Raw genomic sequence first — 19,059 nt, 5'->3', positions numbered from 1 at the left:
AATATTTTTACTTCTGAACTTCTTCTTGGTAATCTCCATTAGGACAGACAACTTGTTTGCCACCCTTGACTTTCTTTTCAACAAGGAAGTGCCCATCTTTAGGACAATTACGTCCAATCGGTTTATCCCATGAAACAAAGTCACAATCTGGATAGCGGGAACAACCATAGAAAGTTCGGTTCTTCTTTGATTTTCGTTCAACAACCGTTCCTTGCCCACACTTTGGACATGTAATTCCAGTATCTTTTACAATCGCCTTGGTATTCCGACAATTTGGGAAGCGAGAACATGCATAGAACTTGCCATACCGACCCATTTTAATAACCATTGGGGCCCCACAAATTTCACAATCTGTGCCAGCAAGTTCATCTTTCATCTCAATCTTATCAACTTCTTCTTCAGCCGCATCAACTTCTTTTGAGAATGGTTGATAGAATTTATCAACAACATTAATCCAGTTCTGCTTACCTTCTTCAATCTCATCAAGTTTGCCTTCAATATCGGCAGTAAATTGGACATTGACAATGTCAGGGAATTGCTTCTCGATAATTCGGTTAACAATTTCACCCAATTCAGTTGGCTCAAAGTGGCGTGATACAAGGCGAACATAATAACGTCGCTGAATCGTATCAAGCGTTGGCGCATAGGTTGATGGACGGCCGACACCATTTTCTTCCAGAGTTTTAATAAGAGCCGCTTCTGTATAACGAGCAGGCGGTTGGGTAAAGTGCTGAGCTGGATCATCCTTTATCATTTTAGCTTTGTCACCTTCAGTTAATTCTGGCAACAAGTTATCTTTTTCAGTTCCTCGCTTATATACTTTTGTAAACCCAGGGAACTTAACTTTTGATCCATTTGCACGGAAGTCGACACCATTTTGCTGAAGGTTAACGCTCATCGTATCAATTACTTCTGCAGTCATTTGACTAGCTACAAACCGCGACCAAATCAAATTATAAAGTTTATATTGGTCAGGAGTTAAATATTGCTTCATTTTAGCTGGTGTCCGATAGACTGAAGTTGGCCGAATAGCTTCGTGCGCATCTTGTGCCCCTTCAGGTAATTTCCCCTTAACCGGCTTTATTGCCGCATATTCCGCGCCATAGTTTTCATGAATATAGTTAGACGCTTCATGCTTAGCAATTGACGCCACCCGAGTTGAGTCCGTCCGCATATAGGTAATTAAACCAACTGGTGCCCCTTCTTTAATATCGATCCCTTCATATAACATTTGTGCTGCCATCATCGTCTTTCGCGTTCGGAAATTCAAACGACGGTTAGCATCCTGTTGCATGGTCGAAGTCGTATATGGTGGTTGTGGTTGCCGACGACGTTCTTTTTTTGTCACCTTAGTAACATCAAAATCTTTCTTTTTATCAATTTTAGAAAGAATTGCCTGAACGACATCATTATTCTTTAAGGAAACCTTCTTACCATTTTCACCGTAAAAACTAGCTTTAAATTCTTCTTTGCCCTTCTTGAAATCAGCATCAATTGTCCAGTATTCCTCTGGTTTGAAGTTCTTGATTTCATTTTCACGTTGAATAATCAGGTAAAGAGCAACTGATTGAACACGACCAGCACTTAAGCCTTTTTTAACTTTTTTCCATAAAATTGGGCTAATTGAATATCCAACTAATCGATCTAATACCCGTCGTGCCTGTTGGGCATCCACGAGATCCATATTAATTTCTCGAGGTTCCTTAAAAGCTTCTTTAACCGCATCCTTAGTAATTTCGTTAAAGGTAACCCGGTTCTTCTGATCATCATCAAGCTTTAAAATATTTGAAACGTGCCAGGCAATTGCTTCCCCTTCACGGTCAGGGTCAGATGCAAGATATACGGCTTTCGCATTTTTAGCGTCCTTCCGTAGTTCCTTAATTACATCACCCTTCCCCCGAATTGAAATGTAATCAGGGGTGTAGTCATTTTCAATATCTACCCCCATCCGGCTTTTTGGCAAGTCCCGAATATGACCTAAACTAGCCACAACCTTATAGGACCGGCCTAAAAATTTACCGATTGTTTTTGCCTTTGATGGTGACTCCACGATCACCAGATTTTTTTTAATTTTTGAACGGCGACGAGTTGTCTTTTTCGCCGTTGATTTGGTTGTTTTGGTTGCCATTCTGGTAGGCTCCTAACATTTTTAATATTTCATTCAATAATATTATTAATCCATTTGACTACCATCTGTCAAATATAATCTCTAACTGAACAAAATATTTTAATCAACTTCTCACCAGAAATCAAGCCCTCGAATCACACAGTCGAAACTCGTCTAAAAGATCTTGCGCGCTGAGAATTGGTTTCGCGCCAGCTGCGATTAAACTGTTACATCCTACCGATAAAGGAGCATCAATCCTTCCAGGAATAGCGCATACAGACCGATTTTCATCTAAGCCAATGTTAGCCGTGATTAAACTCCCACTCCTTTTCTTTGCCTCGACAACCAAAATCACTTCGCTTAATCCTGCAATAATGCGATTACGCTCCGGAAAGTGGAAAGCCACAGGTGGTTCACCTCGCCCATACTCAGAGATTACTAATCCTTGTCTAGCAACCTCGTCTTGAAGGGCTTGGTGATTTCGTGGGTAAACTTGATCCAAACCAGTCCCAATCACGCCAATAGTAAGGCCTCCATAGTTGAGCGCAAGTTCATGGCTAAAACCATCTACCCCTTGAGCTAATCCGCTGATTACTACTATCTGTCGCTTAATTACTGGTGGCAATAATCCTCGTAAAGCACTCTGTCCATAATTAGTTATCTGCCTAGTGCCAACAACACCAATTGAAGGCTGATGGAGCAAACTCAAATTACCACGATAAAACAAGACCAAGGGCGGACAGTACGTTTCTTTCAAGGTCAGCGGGTATAACGGATCCGCAATCGTAATAAACTTTTCCTGACTGTTTAAGGCTACTGCTTGATCAAGCTCTGGACTTGTCCAATTATTTTTCAATGACGATGCACTTCGTAAGCTAACATTTGCATGATCAATCAAATAGTCAATATTATTAAAGCATCGTGCTTGTAGAGCACACTCCCATAGACGATACTTTGAAACTAAGCCAATCCCGCGACACAAACTTAACCGTAATAGAAAATCGTTTACTTGTAACATAAAAAAGCCTCCCTATATTTATATACGAAAGCTTTTTGAAAATGCATTTTTTAATTTAAATATTTTGGAACGGGATTAAAAGAACGCCGATGAATAGGAGTGGCCCCCATTTTTTCTAAACCGGCTAAATGTTCTTTGGTCCCATACCCCATATTTTGTGCAAAACCATACCCTGGATAAACATAATCATAGTCCCGCATTAAGTGATCCCGGTATTCTTTTGCGACAATACTGGCTGCAGCAACACTAATACTCTTTTGATCTCCCTTGATTAAAGTTGTCTGAGGAATATCAATTGTTAACGGGACAGCATCAACAATCAGATGATCTGGCCGATGGTGAAGGCAGTTAACTGCTCGGATCATTGCATCTTGGGTAGCCGCATAAATATTCATTTGATCAATCACTGGCGCATCATTGACCGCGATGCTAACCTCAACTGCCTCATCAACAATTCGTAAATATAAATTTTCCCGTTCATGTCTAGTTAATTGTTTAGAATCTGTTACCCCTATCAGATCAAAATCTGCATTTAGGATTACCGCACAAGTAACCACTGGCCCAGCTAATGGTCCTCTTCCTACTTCATCCATTCCTGCAATATACTGACATCCATTTTCCCAGTAGTACTTTTCATATTTGAATCGCTTTTTGAACGCCTCTTCAGCTTCCTTCTGCCGTGCAAGCCGGTGTTCAAATTGCTGAATTGCCGTTTGAACACCTTTGCGCGAATCATCACGAATAGTCTGCAAGTAAGGATCAGTTGCATCTGTGATAGTTTGTAAACGGGCCTTAATTTGACTAATGGTTTCCTTATTCATTTAGTCCATCCTCATTTAGGTCAACTGGTACTTCCAAAGTGATTGGTCCTAATTTTCCCTTTCGCAAGTCAAAAATCAACCGTTCACTAGCTCGATCATAATCATCACGAAAGCCCATTTTAGCAGTAATCGTTAATAGTAAATCCGGATTGGCAACCGATTCATCCAGATCTGCATCAGTTAAGTGGTAACGTTGCTTTAACACTTCTGGCTGATATTGCCGCAAGTAATCAAGGGCAAACAACGCTACATCATCCTTTGCGTATAAGCTATCTTTAATTGCTCCTGTTAAAGCCAGCATTATTCCTTGCTTAGGAGTAGCAAATTTATGCCAAAGGACACCAGGAGTATCAAGTAATTCCAATTCTGCCGATGACCGTAACCATTGTTGTCCAGTAGTAACACCTGGACGGTTTCCAGTTGCTGCGACGTTCTTTTTTACCAGATGATTTAAAAGGGTTGATTTCCCTACATTGGGAACTCCAACACACATTGCCCGAATTGGCCTCTTTTTCATTCCCTTGGCTTTTTCTTCTGCCAATTTATCTTTTAATATTTCTTTACTTTTAGCCGTTACAACTTTTGCCACGTTATTTTGTCGTGAATCAAGGGCAAGAACTGGTTGATTATGTTGCTCAAAGTATTTAATCCATTCATTTAATCGTTTCTGGTCTGCCAAATCCGTCTTTGTCATAATTAAAAGTTTTGGCTTTTCTCCTGCCGCTAGTGCCACTTCTGGATTTTGCGACGAATAAGGGACCCGCGCATCAACTAGCTCAAATAAAATATCTACTAGTGGCATTTGCTCACGAATTTGTCGTAATGCTTTTGCCATGTGTCCCGGAAACCATTGAATTGTTGCCATTTGACTTTCTCCCCTTCTCTTTTAATTCATTGCATCAATATACCGTTGCCATGCTTCATCAAAAATTGTCATTGATGGCAAATAGTCGGCATTTTCTTCTAAATAATGTGAAATTTCATCAAAATTCTCTGAATGTTTAGGAAAAGCAGTATCTAAAAAAGCATTGTTTGCAAACTGTTGAACTTCATCTGCACTATTCGGGTTTCGTTGAGTCATTAAAAACTGATAAAAGCTCATTCTCATCTTAATTTCCTCCAATGTTTATTCATTATTTGTTGGGACTGTAATTAAAAATTTAAACCGCCCTTCTTGCATATTAATTTCTTGAGCTGAGTACTTGAGAGAACGGTGCTTACTATAACGGTTAAGGTCTAATAAAACCGTCTTCTTTTGTGGATTAATTGTGACCCATTTAGGAATATTATAATTCTTTGCAATGTACCCCATCACAAATTTGATCGGAATATTTAGCCTTCCAACTGAAAGCCCCTTAGCACGTAACAAGACATTTCCGTTATTTAATCGTTCAGGAATAAAATTAATAGCAAATCGCACCTTAGCCCCTAAAAACTTAGTATTCCCTGTCAGGGTAGCATACTGATCCCCAACAATAAAATCATAACGAATCTTTTGCCCTTTTAGAAACTGATTCAGATAGTTAGCAGCTAAAGCGTTCACTTGTTTTTTATTTAATTCAACTGTCACCGATGAATCACTTGGTTTTACAGCTTTGCTTGTCGTTGCAGCCGGCGTAGGCGCAGTCGCTTTATTCAATACAACTCCGCAACTAATTACAATCAGAGCTACTAAGCAAAAAAAGGCCCACTTCCACCAATTAATCTTTTTTTCTGCAGAATTTTTCATTTTTACCTCCGTGTGAATTCCCAGCTATCATGTTTTTGCATTACCTTAAATAATTGATCAGCAATTTTGACGTATCCTGTATGATTAGGATGGAAATTGTCTTCTGTTGAAATATACTTATTAAGGTTCTTATCCTTATGATTCATAATTTCAATGACTCGCTTTTGACTGACTTGCCCTTGGTTAGCCTTTTCTTCTTCCTTGACCAGCTGTTGTTGCTGACTCTTAGTCTGGTATTGGCCATATGACATCAGCTTATTAATGTTCACAAAATACATTGACTTATAATTATCCATTGCATCCTGTGTAGTTCGGTTCCATTGATTAATTGACTGGTTAATAATTGTTACATCTGGAAAATAGGTATAGAAGGGATTGTAAATACTCATCACAAAAATAGGAGCCCTAGGATTTTCCTTTCGAACTGCATTAAATAGCTTAATCAATTTTTGTTGATAAGTTTTTTCGCCGCTTTCAACACTACTGGTGACTTGCCGTTCAGAGCCCATTACGTTTTTTTCAAGGATCTGCATCAAGTCGTTCCCACCAACAGTCATCGTAATTACATCCGCGCTCTGTAAGTCACTGCGTAATTGAGATTGCTGATTTAATCGATCAAGAATCTGGTCGGACCGGTCTCCAGTTACCCCGTAATTGACTGTTGTAACCTTGGTTTGGTGATAACGATGTTCGATTTTTTCTTTAATTACTCCAACATACCCACCATTATTAGCTTCATCCCCTTGGCCATGAGTAAGGGAATCACCTAGTGCAACTAGCTTTACATTTTTCTTTTCAACGTACTTTGGTGTAACAACTTTTGAACTATTACTAGTTAAATTTGTAAAGTGGTTAACAGTATACCATCCTCCACCAATAATCAGAATAGCCAAAAGCGATAATAATAGCCATTTAGTCCACTTTTTCATCTATTTATATTCCTTTATTTTAAAATTTTAAGAAGATAGAGGCTGGGAAAAATTTTCATTTTTCTCAGCCTCCACCTATTTTTATCAAAGATTATTCTGTGTAGTATAGCAAACAACAAGCACCCATTCCAGTATGAGTCGCAATAATTGGCACTGTCTCCCGAACAGTAACATCAATTTCTGGATAAAGTTCTTTTAGTTTTGCTAATAAGCGTTCTACTTCTTTGCCAGCATCGACATGAGAAATCCCAATGCGCTTAACTTTTGGTCCCCGTGCCATTTCATCTAAAATCTTATCCCATTCTTTATGTATTGATTTAATGCCTCGGCCTTTTGACTCAATATGAATCTGACCATCGTACACATGAAGCATGACCTTAATGTTTAATAGATTAGAAATAGCACCAGCAAACCTACTGATTCGTCCACCAGCAACTAAATTATCAAGGTTATCAATTGCCAAGTAAAGTTCAGATTTACTAAGTACTTCTTTCATCTTAGCAATTGCATCTTCAACGCTACCACCGGCTTCAATTACTTGAGCTGCTTCAATTATTTCAAAGCCCATTACTTGGTCGGTTGACTGGGAATCGTAGACTGTAACTTTTGTCTTTGTCATTCCAGCCGCTTGTTCAGCCGCATGGACGGTCCCACTAATTGATTCCATCATTGTAACGCATAATACTTCACTACCATCTTCACCTAGCTTATCAAAGGCATCCACAAACTTCCCAATTGGTGGCTGAGAAGTCTTTGGCAGTGACTTAGCATTCTTCATCATTTCAGGGAACTGTTCGTTTGTAATTGTTTCACGCTCAACGTATACCGTCCCATCAATCATTACACTTAATGGTATAATTGTAATGTCATATTTTTTAATTTCTTCATCAGTTAATCCTGCCGATGAGTCACAAACAATTTTTATCTTTGCCATGAAACTTACCACTCTTCCTGAACAATTTGTGCTATAATTATCTAGTATCTAAAACTAGATAATTAATTTCAAGTACTATTATACTCAATTTTATCTAATTTTGTAGGATCAATTACTATTTATTTAGTATAACAAAAATATTTTAAAAATTCATTGGTCTTTAGAAAGGGGTTTTTTGATGGATACACAAAAAAGGACAAGAGATCGGCGTACTTTATTAATAGAAATCGGTAATGCCATTACTCATGGGATCGGAGCAGGATTATCAATTGCCGGCTTGATCTTATTAATTATCAGAGCTGTTCATACTGGTAGTCCCATGCGAATTGTTACCTTTACTATTTACGGAAGTGCTTTAATTCTTTTTTACCTTTCGTCAACCTTATTTCACGCCTTAATCTTTACACGAGCTAAACGGGTCTTTCAAATTCTCGACCATTCAATGATCTTTGTGCTTATTGCAGCCACTTATACCCCCTATTGCTTGGTTAGTATCCGCGGCTGGTTAGGCTGGACAATTTTCGGCGTGATTTGGGGCCTCTCCGTTATTGGAATCGTGTATAAATGTATTTGGTTAAAACATAAAAGTAAATATTCAACTATTATTTACATTCTTATGGGCTGGCTATGTCTAGTCGCTTTCATGCCTCTTTGGCGTGCTCTTGGTCCAGTTGGCTTTGGGCTACTATTACTAGGAGGACTCTCCTTTACTCTTGGTGCCCTCTTCTATAGCCGTCCAACTGCATATACCCATTTAATTTGGCATATCTTTGTCCTCATTGGAACAATATTAATGTATTTCTCAATTCTTTTATACGTTTAGTTCCCATTCTTCAAAACGACAAATTAGCTGGTCATCTTTTTCATAATTATTGAAATTTACTAAGTGCCAACGGTCATAATCGATCGTTGGCATTTTTGTATCCCCAACAATTTGCTTATTTATTACAGTTCGTGTTAACTTTGTCGCCATTGGGAGTAATTGTTGATAGATGGTTGCTCCTCCAATTACAAAATATTCATCTGGGTTTGATTTAAGATATTCTTTAAGGGCAACTAAAGAATGAACGACCTTAACTCCTTCAACATCTATGTTCTGATTGGTAAGCACAATATTTTCCCGCTTAGGCAACGGTTTATTGCCAAGAGAAGTAAAAGTTTTTCGTCCCATTATAATCGGGTGACCAGTAGTTTTTGTCTTAAAATGCTTCATATCAGCAGAAACATGCCACGGGATTGTATTATCTTTACCAATCCAGCCATTCAAATCTTCCGCCCAAATTAAATTCAGCTCACTCATCTTGAACCACTCCTTTTAAACTGCTACGGGAGCCTTAATTGCAGGCTCATGAGTATAACCTTCTAACTTAATCTCAGTCATTTCATATTGATCGATTGGTTTTGGTTCAGCAGGTAAAATCAATTTAGGAGCTTCATGAGGCGTTCTTGTCAGTTGTTCTTTAACTTGATCAAGATGGTTTAGATAAATGTGAGCATCCCCTAATGTATGAACAAACTCGCCAGGTTCTAGACCACATTGATGAGCAATCATATGCGTCAATAAGGCATAACTAGCGATATTGAATGGCACACCTAAAAAGATATCGGCACTTCGCTGATAGAGCTGACAGCTAAGTTTTCCATCATTAACATAAAATTGGAACATTGTATGACATGGAGGAAGAGCCATTGAAGGAACATCTTCTGGATTCCAAGCTGAAACAATCATCCGTCGTGAATCTGGAGTAGTTTTAATCTGATGGATAACGTTAGCGATTTGATCAATTGTGTCGCCTTGACTCGTCTTCCATTTTCGCCACTGACTTCCATAAACAAGGCCTAAGTCGCCATACTTTTGAGCAAAATCATCATCTTCAAGAATTCGCTGACAAAAAGCCTTCTTTTCTTGGAGATAGAGTTTCTTAAACTCTGGATCTTTAAGCCAACGGTGACCAAAGTCCGTCATATCTGGACCTTGATATTCATCACTTTCCACCCACTTCTTAAATGCCCATTCATCCCAAATATGATTCTTGTGTTGAAGTAAGAAGCGAATATTAGTGTCACCTCGTAAAAACCATAGTAATTCACTCTTAATCAAGCCAAATGGAACTTTCTTGGTAGTTAAAATAGGAAAACCATTACTTAGGTCAAATCGCATCTGATATCCGAAAACAGATTTAGTACCTGTCCCTGTCCGATCACTTTTTTGATGTCCATTCGCTAATACATAACGAATTAAATCTAAATATTGCTCTTCATTTACATTTGTCGTCATCCTTATTTTTTCCTCCCTTACTCATCGACGTATGTGCTTAAATACTCCCAACGAGCTGTCTTCTCATCAATTTTTTCTTGGACTTCATTTAGTTGCTTTTGTAACTTAGCAAGTTTCGTATAATCACTTGCTGCTTCGGCCATTTCATTTTCTAATTGCTGATGCTGTTGATCAAGGGCATCTAATTCTTCATCAATATGATCCCACTCAAGTTGTTCAGCATAAGTAAGTTTTGTTTTTTCTTTCTTAGCTGGTTCTTGCTTACTTACCTGCTTTTTAGCAAGGGCTTTTTGATCATTTTTAAGTTCTTTGTCCTTATCTGCTTCTTCTTTTTTAGCAGTTAAATAATCAGTAAAGCGTCCCGTATAACGCTCAATGTCACCATTCCCATTGAAGACTAGCAAATTGTCGGCCACTTTATCTAAGAAATAGCGATCATGAGAAACCGTAATTACAGTTCCCGCAAAATTATCTAGGTAATCTTCAAGAACTGTCAGTGTTCCAATATCAAGGTCATTAGTTGGTTCATCTAGTAATAAGACATTAGGCTGCTGCATTAAGATCTTTAAGAGGTATAATCGTCGCTTTTCACCCCCAGAAAGCTTTCGGATCAAAGTACCATGCATAAAACGAGGGAATAAGAAACGTTCTAATAATTGGGTAACGCTAAGCTTATTACCATCTTTATCAGTAACATTATCTGCAATTTCAGATAAGAAACTAATCATCCGCTTGTCATTATCAATTCCTTCTGTTTGCTGGGTATAATATCCTAACTTAACGGTTTCTCCAATCTTAAGGACACCACTATCTAATGGGACACGTTGGGCAATCACGTTTAATAAACTTGTCTTCCCCGCTCCATTTTCACCAGTAATTCCAATTCGATCACCGGCCTGAACAAGCCAATTGAAGTCATGAAGAATTTGATGATGATCAAATTTTAAGTTGGCAGCCTTAAATTGAATAACATCTTTCCCTAGACGTTGTGATCCAAGATTAATGGCAATATCTTCATCAGTTTTAAGATTACCAATTTTCCCTTCTAATTCGTGGAATCGATTAATCCGCCCCTTTTGTTTTGTGGACCGGGCTTTTGCACCTGTCCGCATCCAGGCTAATTCTTTTTTATATAGCTGTTGATTCTTTTTCTCAGTATCTTTAGCTAATTCTACTCGTTCCGCCTTTTTCGCTACAAAGTCCTGATAATTTCCTTCGTAGTGATAAAGTTTTCCAAAAGATAGTTCCCAGATATGATTTGTAATTTGATCCAAGAAGTACCGATCGTGGGTAACAACAAGCACAGCACCCTTATAACTGCGAAGAAAATCCTGGAGCCAAACTACCGAATCAAGATCTAAGTGGTTAGTTGGTTCATCGAGTAATAGGAGGTCTGGCTGTTGAATTAAGACTTGCGCTAACCCAACCCGTTTCTTTTGTCCTCCAGAAAGTTGAGCAATCTTTTGACTTACATCTTTTATCTTCAACTGGGTTAGAATCGTCTTCACCCGACTATCAGCTTCCCACGCATCTTCTTGGTCCATTCGTGCCTGCATTTTTGTGTAGCGGTCGATTGCTTGTGGATCTTCTGGGTGCTTTGTAAACCGTTCAAGAGCCAGCTCATATTGGCGAATTGTTTCAAAAACTGGTTGTTTACCTTCAAAAACAGCTTCCATGATTGTCTTATTTTCATCAAGTTCAGGCTGCTGCTTTAGATAACCAATCGTATAATCATTAGGCTTAGTAATCTGACCGCCGCCTTCTGGGTTTACTTCTCCACTAATTACGTTAAGAAGGCTTGTTTTGCCACTCCCATTAACACCAATCAGTCCAATTCTATCATTTTCATTGATAATAAACGAAATATTATCAAATAAGGTCTTTTCCCCGTATGTACTGGTTAAACCCTCTGCACGCATCGTTTGCATATTATCCCTCTTTCGTTATCTCTTCTACTTTTGCTAACAATGTTGTTGCATCGTTAGCTATCTCACCATTTACTACTGCCAGCGTTAATTGCTGAAGAATCTTTCCCATCAATGGCCCCGGTTTCACTCCTGCTTTAGTAATTAATACTCGACCATCAATCGCTAGTTCTTTAGCGTTTTTAATTGGTAATTTTTGATAAGCTTTTTGTAATTCCTCATCATTAATTGCCCATCCATATAACTTAGCTACTTGGTTAGCATCATGGAGGGCTGTTTCACCAGTATTAAACATTAGCGCTGGTGTAAGCGCACGTTGACGAATTGCTTGGACTGCTGGAACTATTTTTTTTACTTGCGCAATTAAGTCATTTGCTGTCTTCCACTTCTTTAAGAATTTACCAATTTCTTTTTGATCAAGCTGGAGTTGTAAGCTTAAAACTGACCACAATTGAGCCTCATTCTCCAAATGCCATTGGTTAAGGATTAATAAAGCCGACAAAGTAGCTTGCGCATTTTCCAATCCTGGACAATATTGGTACAAACCAGTTGCAATAAAATCTTTTAAGCCCGCTACTGGATTTTGGCCCAACAATAGTTTTTCTAGCTCAACCCGGATTCGTTCAACTGCAATTTTTTCTAATAATGGTGCATTTTCTCTAATCCCTTTTAACGTTGCAGTATCAATGACAAAATCAAGCTTACTTGCAAAACGCACAGCCCGCATCATCCGTAAAGCATCTTCATGGAAACGTTCATTAGGGTTACCGACCGCTTTAATAAGATGCTTTTGCAGGTCTTCTAGTCCGTTAAATAGGTCAATAACTTCCCCGTCCTCGCGCAAGGCAAGAGCATTAATTGTGAAATCACGACGTTGGAGATCTTCGCTTAATGAACGAACAAAAGTCACTTTATCAGGACGGCGATAGTCTTGGTAACCTGACTCGGTTCTAAAAGTAGTTGTTTCATATCCCGTTCCATGGTCAAGAATCATAACTGTACCATGTTCAATTCCGGTATCAACAGTATGGTTAAAAATCGCCTTTATTTCACTAGGGTAAGCACTCGTTGCTATATCTATATCATGAATCTCGTCATGTAAGATAGTGTCACGGACACAACCGCCAACAAAATATGCTTCGTAGCCAGCCTCCTCTATTTTTTGTAAAACAGGGCGTGCTGGTTCAAATATAGCTGGTAATTGTTTTATTTTCATTTAATCATGTCCTCATTTTGATAATCAAAGTTGATTATAACAAATTAATTTACTACTAAAAAGAGACAGGAAACGTAAAGAACGGCTAAAATCGTTAACGTTTCCTATCTCATTTAAATTAAAAATTATTTATAATCTTCATATTGGTCATAGAGATCTTGCATTTCAGTGTCTGTTGGGACTAACCGAAGATAATGTTCCAATTCATCCATTAGCTTATCAGTTTCACCAGTTTCGCGGTAGTAATTAATTAATTCTTTTAAGAATGTTGGATTTTCACTATACGCCGGTAAAGCAACTTCATAATATTTTCCGGCTAATTCAAGCTGATCAGTTCGCTGATATGACCGCGCTAGATTCCAATATAATTGTGGATCAGTTTCATCTTCTTTTACCAACGGACTCAGAAGCTTAATATTTGCCTCATCATCATGTTGGTGAAGCAAGAAATTACTATATTGTAAGGTGATCGTCATATTTTCTGGAGCAAGTTCATGTGCCTTTACCAAGTATTTCTTCATTAACTTTTGATCGCCAAGATGACTAGTAATTTCAGCTGCTAGTGAATAAAGGTATTCATTATATTGATCAACGCTAAGACCCTCTTGGACAACCCGTAGTGCTTGTTGATATTTATTCTCTTTTTCATACGCTTTTGCTAATTCAGGATAAGCAGATGCATATTGGTTATCATCGTTGATTAGATCCTCTAAAGTTTTGATTGCCTTTTCAGTATCCCCTAATTGAAGTTGAGTCAATCCTTTTTGGAAACGAATATCACTAGTCTGATATTCCGGTTTTACCTGATTGAAATAGCCTAAAGCCTTCTTAAACTGACCGCTCTGAGCGTAACAGATACCTAAACGTCCCGCAATATCAACTTTTGCAAAGTCAGTATATCCATTTTTAATTAGTTGGAAATAATATTGGATTGCTTCAGAATATTGGCTAACCATAAAGTAAAATTCACCAAGCGCAAATTCAACAGCTGGTTCATCAGGAGCCAATGCATAAGCTTCTTTCAACTTGTCCTCTGTTACTTCAAATTCTTCTTCAGTTTGATATAAATCAGCGGCAACCAGTAATGATTGAACATAAGCTGGCGAGTTCGGCTTAATCTGGGCTAAGTATGATAAAGCTTCGTCATTATGTCCTTCATCAATTGCAATCGTCGCTAAATTAGTCTTTAACTCATCTTCATCGGGATAACGATCTAATAATTTTAAGTAAATCGTTCGTGCCTGTTGAAGAAAGCCCAATGCATATAATTCCTCCGCAAGGCTAAATAACATATCATCATCATCATTAATTAGCGCGAGTTTAAATGAGTTTTGGGCTTCTTTTAATTTTCCTGCTTCTAATTGATCAAGCATTTGTTCTGAGTAGGTCATATTATGCCCTCCTTTTACTATCACTTTTAAATATATCACAATCGATGATTTTAAGCATTGAACAGGCCTTTAAAAAGAAAAGAGACTGGAAAGAATAAATTCTTTCCTAGTCTCTTTTTAACATTTAACTGTTAATTACTTAACAGCGTCCTTTAAAGCTTTACCAGGCTTGAATGCTGGTACCTTGCTTGCAGGAATGTTGATTTCTTCTCCAGTTTGTGGGTTGCGGCCCTTACGTGCAGCACGTTGACGTACTTCGAAGTTACCGAAGCCGATCAATTGAACCTTTTCACCCTTAGCTAAAGATGCTTGAATTGAACTGAAAACAGCATCTACAGCTGCAGTAGCATCCTTCTTGGTTAAGCCAGTTGCAGTAGCAACATTGCTTACTAATTCTGCTTTGTTTGCCATGTTGTTTCACCTCCCACAAATAACGAGAGTGTTAAACTCACGTCTGTGAATGTTAATTTTGAGTGGTCCAAAATTAACGAAATAACTACGAGAAGTTCGTATCATTTCATTGTTAAGATTAGCATAGTGAAAGCCTGCTGACAAGCGGTTTTCTCAACTTCTATCCGCATTTTTAATGTTTTTTCATTTTACAATGAATTCTTTAACTTTTACTGCCGTTGACGCTTGATTAAATGGATAGGTGTACCAGAAAAGTCAAAGGCTTTCCGAATTTGATTTTCCAAATAACGCTCATAAGAAAAGTGCATTAACTCCGGATCATTGACAAAGATAACAAATGTTGGTGGTTCGGTTGCAACCTGTGTTCCATAGTATACTCGTAAACGCCGACCATTTTGTGTTGGAGTCGGATTTGCAGCAATTGCATCCATTAAAACATCGTTCAAGACGGCCGATTGAATCCGTTGACGATGATGTTGATATACTTCTTCGATTAATCCAGGTAATTGATTTAATCGTTGCTTTGTCTTTGCTGAAACGAAAACAATTGGTGCATAACTGAGGTATTGGAATTCTTGCCGAATCAAATTAGTGAAGTCTGTCATCGTTCGGTGGTCTTTTTCTTTTAATGTATCCCACTTATTAACAACAATAATAACCCCACATCCCGCTTCGTGGGCATATCCAGCAATATGCTTATCTAATTCGCGAATACCTTCTTCTGCATTCAGGACAACAAGGACAACATCACTATCATCAATTGCCCGCATGGAACGCATTAATGAATAACGCTCAGTGTTCTCATAAATTTTCCCCTTTTTGCGAATTCCAGCAGTATCAACCATTGTAAATTTTTGTCCATCTGCTGTTTCAAATTGAGTATTAATGGCATCACGGGTAGTTCCGGCAACGTTAGATACAATTACCCGGTTCTCACCTAAAATTGCGTTAACTAGTGATGATTTTCCGACATTAGGGCGACCGATAAAGCTAAAGTGAATGGAGTCGTCTTCATCATTAGCGGCGTTATCAGGAAACTCTTTAATAACAGCATCCAAAAGGTCACCCATTCCGATCCCGTGAACACTTGAAACTGCATAAGGTTCACCTAAACCAAGGGAATAATAATCATAAATATCACTACGTCGTTCTGGATTATCAACTTTATTAACAGCTAAGACCACTGGTTTATTAGAGCGATATAAAATTCGTGCTACTTGCTCATCAGCATCAGTCACTCCGTTTTCTACATCGGCAACAAAGATTATTACATCTGCTTCATCAATAGCAATTTCTGCTTGTTGACGGATCTGTGTTAATAATGGTTGATCTGATATTTCAATTCCACCAGTATCAATCATGCTAAAATGTTTTCCTAACCATTCAGCATGAGCATAAATACGATCTCGAGTAACACCAGGAGTATCTTCAACAATTGAAATCCGTTCTCCTGCAATACGATTGAATAATGTTGATTTTCCAACGTTCGGACGACCAACAACTGCTACGATTGGATTTGCCAATCTTTCCACCTTCTTTCATTTTATTTTAAATGATTAAAGAGGAAGTAACAATCATGTCACTTCCCCCTTAAAAGATAATTAATTTAAGAAACTAGTTCCGTAGGTCCTTAAGCTTGTCACCAATTAAGTCACCCATTGAGAAGCCACTTTCTTCTTCTGGAGCGTTGTTCATGAAGCTCCGGTTGTTATTGTTACGACGTGAACGACGACGACCACGGTAGTTTTCACCGTTGTTATTGTTGTTTTCGTCTTCCTTTGGACGTTCTTCAAGAGCCTTCATTGATAAGCCAAGACGTTGGTGTTCAGGATCAACATTGATTACCTTAACTTGTACTTCTTGACCTGGCTTAAGAACATCTGCAGGTGTAGCAATGTGCTTGTGTGAGATTTGTGAAATGTGAACTAAACCTTCAACACCAGGGAATACTTCAACGAAAGCACCAAAGCTAGTCAAGCGCTTAACAGTACCAGTTAATACGCTGTCTACTGGAGCCTTTTCTTCAATATCATCCCATGGTCCTGGTAAAGTTTGCTTAATGGATAATGAAATCCGTTCACGTTCAGGATCAACGCTTAATACCTTAACCTTAACATCTTGACCAGCTGTCAATACATCAGAAGGCTTGTCAACGTGATCGTATGAAATTTCAGAAACGTGAACCAATCCATCAACGCCGCCAAGGTCAATAAATGCACCGAAGTTAGTCATCCGTGCAACTTTACCTTCAACAACATCGCCTGGTTGTAATTCAGCAAATACCTTTTCAGCAGCCTTTTCGTGTTGAGCTTGAATGATTTCTTTGTGTGAAAGAATCAAACGGTTTTCGCTTGGTTCAATTTCAACAATCTTGAATTCAAGTTCTTGACCCTTAAATTGATTAAGGTCTTCAACATAGTGATCAGCAATCATTGAAGCAGGGACGAAGCCACGAACTCCAGCATCAACGACTAATCCACCCTTAACAGCTTGAGTGACTTTGGCGGTAATGTGTTCACCTTCATCAAATTTCTTTTGAATGTCATCCCATACCTTACGGGCTTCAAGACGACGGTGAGAAAGAAGATAGCTACCATTTTCCTTATCGTTACCGATCTTAGAAATGACAACTAAGTCTAATTCGTCACCTACTTTTACAGCATCATTGATGTCTTCAACTGGCTTGGTTGATAATTCCTTAGCAGGGACGACACCTTCAACCCCTGCATCTTTAATACCAACGATAGCTTGACGATCGTCATCGATTGCCAAAACTTCACCCTTGACAACATCGCCCACCTTAACTTGTTCAATGCTATCAAGCGCTTCTAACATATCGTTTTTATTTTCGTTGTTTTCAGCCATTAAAAAAAATCCTCCTTGCAACAATCAACTCTAAAAGATATTTTACTAAAATTTGTTTCACATTTCCAGTATTTAGGCTAATTCATCTTGTGTTTTTTTAATTATTTTACTGATTTCACTCACAACTTCATCAATTGTCATATTTGTTGTATCCAATTTGATTGCATCAGGTGCTTGTGTAAGAGGTGAAACTTTTCGTGTTGAGTCTTTTTTATCCCTTAATTCAATTGCCTTTTGTAATTCTTCAAGCGACGTGGTATTAATTCCCTTTGCCTGATTTTCAACATATCGACGTCGCGCCCGTTCATAGGCACTCGCTACCATAAATATTTTTACTGGTGCTTGAGGTAAAACAGTCGTACCAATATCCCGTCCATCCATCACGATTCCACCATTTTTAGCAATTTGTCGCTGTTGCTTAGTCATCTCTTCGCGAACAGCCGGAACTGCCGCCACAGCAGATACATTTGCGGCTACTTTCGGCAACCGAATATCATGAGTAACTTCTTTGCCATTTAAAAAAACTCGTTGTTCAGTTTCCCCCGGTTCAAAATCTATTTTTATTTGCCGAGCAATTTCAGCAACCCTTCTATCATCTTTAGGATCAATGCCCTTATTTAACACTTCTAATGTAACTGCTCGGTACATTGCACCAGTATCACAATAGACATAATTAAACTTCTTTGCTACTAATTTGGCGACCGTACTCTTTCCTGCTGAGGCCGGACCATCAATTGCTACTTGCAATCCCTTACACATTATTAGTTATTCACTCCTCTATCTTCAATCCAATACACTACTTTATCAGAAAATTGCTGCTAATGCTCTATTTTTAACGATAACGGTTTGTATTTTCTGTATTATTATTGTAGCGATTATAGGTCTGGTTATTGTTATAACGTTGCTGATAACTACTATAACGATTAGAAGTAGTCCGGTTTTGATACCCATTACCGTAACGATAACTACTACTATACCGATAATAGCTACTACTGCTTTGTGGAGCACTATAACTTTGGCTAGTTTGCGTCGAACTTGATTCCTCAATACTTGAAGAGGATTCACTACTGCTTACACTAGATTCTTTCTTTGAATGCTCACTAGAGGTACTCGAACTGTGAGATTCTTTTTTTTTACTATTTTCAGAACTAGTAGCTACTTGTTCGGTTCTCGCCGGATGATTAAAGGACTGTTTATTATTAATCCAATAAATAAGTGGTGTAGCGGCGAGAACGATAATTAACACGATTAAGATCGTAGTAATCATTGAATTATGTGATCGTTGCTTACGGTGTTCCGTTCGTGATAAATGGCCGTCACTATCAAGGTCTTCGTTATCTGTAAACTTTTTATCCCATAATTCATCATTAGCTCGTCGGCTCTCTTTCCGTTCCTCACTCAAAGTAATCATGCCTCCTTATTTTGAGAATTAACA

Annotated in this window: 19 protein-coding genes; 1 reads left to right on the top strand and 18 read right to left on the bottom strand. The window is 38.3% G+C overall.

The genetic code is table 11. The annotated features are described in order from the left end of the window. Window positions 1-7: 7 nt before the first annotated feature. From topA to H5S10_RS00710, 8 genes are all read right to left on the bottom strand, one after another. Complete coding sequence (gene topA / locus H5S10_RS00745) at window positions 8-2,128, bottom strand: type I DNA topoisomerase (protein ID WP_182588391.1); 2,121 nt, start codon at window positions 2,126-2,128, stop codon at window positions 8-10. Between the two features lie 121 nt (window positions 2,129-2,249). Further along, complete coding sequence (dprA, locus tag H5S10_RS00740) at window positions 2,250-3,125, bottom strand: DNA-processing protein DprA (RefSeq protein ID WP_182586371.1); 876 nt, start codon at window positions 3,123-3,125, stop codon at window positions 2,250-2,252. Window positions 3,126-3,175: 50 nt separating this feature from the next. Further along, window positions 3,176-3,946, bottom strand: coding sequence for a ribonuclease HII (locus tag H5S10_RS00735; RefSeq protein ID WP_182588390.1), 771 nt, complete (start codon window positions 3,944-3,946; stop codon window positions 3,176-3,178). Beyond that, entirely contained in the window at window positions 3,939-4,811 is an 873-nt protein-coding gene (gene ylqF, locus H5S10_RS00730; protein ID WP_182588389.1) for a ribosome biogenesis GTPase YlqF, read from the bottom strand. Before ylqF ends, H5S10_RS00735 begins: the two co-directional genes overlap by 8 nt. A gap of 21 nt (window positions 4,812-4,832) precedes the next feature. Further along, window positions 4,833-5,054, bottom strand: coding sequence for a YozE family protein (locus tag H5S10_RS00725; protein WP_182579074.1), 222 nt, complete (start codon window positions 5,052-5,054; stop codon window positions 4,833-4,835). A gap of 18 nt (window positions 5,055-5,072) precedes the next feature. After that, complete coding sequence (locus tag H5S10_RS00720; protein ID WP_182586368.1) at window positions 5,073-5,675, bottom strand: YpmS family protein; 603 nt, start codon at window positions 5,673-5,675, stop codon at window positions 5,073-5,075. Window positions 5,676-5,677: 2 nt separating this feature from the next. After that, window positions 5,678-6,604 (bottom strand): SGNH/GDSL hydrolase family protein, encoded by a 927-nt coding sequence (locus tag H5S10_RS00715; RefSeq protein WP_182588388.1) that lies wholly within the window; start codon window positions 6,602-6,604, stop codon window positions 5,678-5,680. 91 nt (window positions 6,605-6,695) lie between these two features. Further along, window positions 6,696-7,538 carry a DegV family protein gene (locus tag H5S10_RS00710; protein ID WP_182586366.1) on the bottom strand — a complete coding sequence of 281 codons (843 nt, stop codon included), beginning with the start codon at window positions 7,536-7,538 and terminating at the stop codon, window positions 6,696-6,698. A 178-nt stretch (window positions 7,539-7,716) separates the two neighbouring features. On the opposite strand from H5S10_RS00710, the gene trhA reads away from it, so the two are divergent. Beyond that, window positions 7,717-8,361: a PAQR family membrane homeostasis protein TrhA gene (gene trhA, locus H5S10_RS00705; RefSeq protein ID WP_182586365.1), complete on the top strand. Its 645-nt coding sequence runs from the start codon at window positions 7,717-7,719 to the stop codon at window positions 8,359-8,361. On the opposite strand, the gene H5S10_RS00700 is transcribed toward trhA, so the two are convergent. From H5S10_RS00700 to H5S10_RS00655, 10 genes are all read right to left on the bottom strand, one after another. Next, complete coding sequence (locus H5S10_RS00700; protein ID WP_182586364.1) at window positions 8,350-8,838, bottom strand: dihydrofolate reductase; 489 nt, start codon at window positions 8,836-8,838, stop codon at window positions 8,350-8,352. The genes trhA and H5S10_RS00700 overlap by 12 nt on opposite strands. A gap of 15 nt (window positions 8,839-8,853) precedes the next feature. After that, window positions 8,854-9,816: a thymidylate synthase gene (locus H5S10_RS00695; RefSeq protein ID WP_182588387.1), complete on the bottom strand. Its 963-nt coding sequence runs from the start codon at window positions 9,814-9,816 to the stop codon at window positions 8,854-8,856. Window positions 9,817-9,833: 17 nt separating this feature from the next. Next, complete coding sequence (locus tag H5S10_RS00690) at window positions 9,834-11,744, bottom strand: ABC-F family ATP-binding cassette domain-containing protein (protein ID WP_182588386.1); 1,911 nt, start codon at window positions 11,742-11,744, stop codon at window positions 9,834-9,836. A gap of 1 nt (window position 11,745) precedes the next feature. Next, the gene (locus H5S10_RS00685) at window positions 11,746-12,957 is read right to left on the bottom strand and encodes a CCA tRNA nucleotidyltransferase (protein ID WP_182588385.1); all 1,212 of its coding nucleotides are present in this window, start codon (window positions 12,955-12,957) and stop codon (window positions 11,746-11,748) included. A 125-nt stretch (window positions 12,958-13,082) separates the two neighbouring features. After that, window positions 13,083-14,348, bottom strand: coding sequence for a tetratricopeptide repeat protein (locus H5S10_RS00680; protein WP_182588384.1), 1,266 nt, complete (start codon window positions 14,346-14,348; stop codon window positions 13,083-13,085). A gap of 135 nt (window positions 14,349-14,483) precedes the next feature. Then, complete coding sequence (locus tag H5S10_RS00675; RefSeq protein ID WP_003666054.1) at window positions 14,484-14,759, bottom strand: HU family DNA-binding protein; 276 nt, start codon at window positions 14,757-14,759, stop codon at window positions 14,484-14,486. A 209-nt stretch (window positions 14,760-14,968) separates the two neighbouring features. Further along, window positions 14,969-16,282 carry a ribosome biogenesis GTPase Der gene (gene der / locus H5S10_RS00670; RefSeq protein ID WP_182586359.1) on the bottom strand — a complete coding sequence of 438 codons (1,314 nt, stop codon included), beginning with the start codon at window positions 16,280-16,282 and terminating at the stop codon, window positions 14,969-14,971. 91 nt (window positions 16,283-16,373) lie between these two features. Continuing rightward, the gene (rpsA, locus tag H5S10_RS00665) at window positions 16,374-17,624 is read right to left on the bottom strand and encodes a 30S ribosomal protein S1 (RefSeq protein WP_182588383.1); all 1,251 of its coding nucleotides are present in this window, start codon (window positions 17,622-17,624) and stop codon (window positions 16,374-16,376) included. Between the two features lie 72 nt (window positions 17,625-17,696). Further along, window positions 17,697-18,383, bottom strand: coding sequence for a (d)CMP kinase (gene cmk, locus H5S10_RS00660; protein WP_182588382.1), 687 nt, complete (start codon window positions 18,381-18,383; stop codon window positions 17,697-17,699). Window positions 18,384-18,456: 73 nt separating this feature from the next. Continuing rightward, window positions 18,457-19,026 carry a LysM domain-containing protein gene (locus H5S10_RS00655; protein ID WP_182588381.1) on the bottom strand — a complete coding sequence of 190 codons (570 nt, stop codon included), beginning with the start codon at window positions 19,024-19,026 and terminating at the stop codon, window positions 18,457-18,459. Between the last annotated feature and the right edge of the window lie 33 nt (window positions 19,027-19,059).

It is taken from the genome of Limosilactobacillus balticus, from assembly GCF_014145615.1.
In the GTDB taxonomy this organism is placed as follows: domain Bacteria; phylum Bacillota; class Bacilli; order Lactobacillales; family Lactobacillaceae; genus Limosilactobacillus; species Limosilactobacillus balticus.
Note: the sequence above shows the minus strand (reverse complement) of the source record. Positions and strands in the feature narration are given on the sequence as shown.

Bases quoted from the DNA above. Each gene is read 5' to 3' on its own strand.
- H5S10_RS00680 (WP_182588384.1), bottom strand. From the start codon at position 14,348: ATGACCTACTCAGAACAAATGCTTGATCAATTAGAAGCAGGAAAATTA.
- H5S10_RS00690 (WP_182588386.1), bottom strand. From the start codon at position 11,744: ATGCAAACGATGCGTGCAGAGGGTTTAACCAGTACATACGGGGAAAAG.
- H5S10_RS00700 (WP_182586364.1), bottom strand. From the start codon at position 8,838: ATGAGTGAGCTGAATTTAATTTGGGCGGAAGATTTGAATGGCTGGATT.
- H5S10_RS00710 (WP_182586366.1), bottom strand. From the start codon at position 7,538: ATGGCAAAGATAAAAATTGTTTGTGACTCATCGGCAGGATTAACTGAT.
- rpsA (WP_182588383.1), bottom strand. From the start codon at position 17,624: ATGGCTGAAAACAACGAAAATAAAAACGATATGTTAGAAGCGCTTGAT.
- topA (WP_182588391.1), bottom strand. From the start codon at position 2,128: ATGGCAACCAAAACAACCAAATCAACGGCGAAAAAGACAACTCGTCGC.
- H5S10_RS00720 (WP_182586368.1), bottom strand. From the start codon at position 5,675: ATGAAAAATTCTGCAGAAAAAAAGATTAATTGGTGGAAGTGGGCCTTT.
- H5S10_RS00725 (WP_182579074.1), bottom strand. From the start codon at position 5,054: ATGAGAATGAGCTTTTATCAGTTTTTAATGACTCAACGAAACCCGAAT.
- cmk (WP_182588382.1), bottom strand. From the start codon at position 18,383: ATGTGTAAGGGATTGCAAGTAGCAATTGATGGTCCGGCCTCAGCAGGA.
- H5S10_RS00715 (WP_182588388.1), bottom strand. From the start codon at position 6,604: ATGAAAAAGTGGACTAAATGGCTATTATTATCGCTTTTGGCTATTCTG.
- dprA (WP_182586371.1), bottom strand. From the start codon at position 3,125: ATGTTACAAGTAAACGATTTTCTATTACGGTTAAGTTTGTGTCGCGGG.
- H5S10_RS00695 (WP_182588387.1), bottom strand. From the start codon at position 9,816: ATGACGACAAATGTAAATGAAGAGCAATATTTAGATTTAATTCGTTAT.
- ylqF (WP_182588389.1), bottom strand. From the start codon at position 4,811: ATGGCAACAATTCAATGGTTTCCGGGACACATGGCAAAAGCATTACGA.
- H5S10_RS00685 (WP_182588385.1), bottom strand. From the start codon at position 12,957: ATGAAAATAAAACAATTACCAGCTATATTTGAACCAGCACGCCCTGTT.
- H5S10_RS00735 (WP_182588390.1), bottom strand. From the start codon at position 3,946: ATGAATAAGGAAACCATTAGTCAAATTAAGGCCCGTTTACAAACTATC.
- H5S10_RS00675 (WP_003666054.1), bottom strand. From the start codon at position 14,759: ATGGCAAACAAAGCAGAATTAGTAAGCAATGTTGCTACTGCAACTGGC.
- trhA (WP_182586365.1), top strand. From the start codon at position 7,717: ATGGATACACAAAAAAGGACAAGAGATCGGCGTACTTTATTAATAGAA.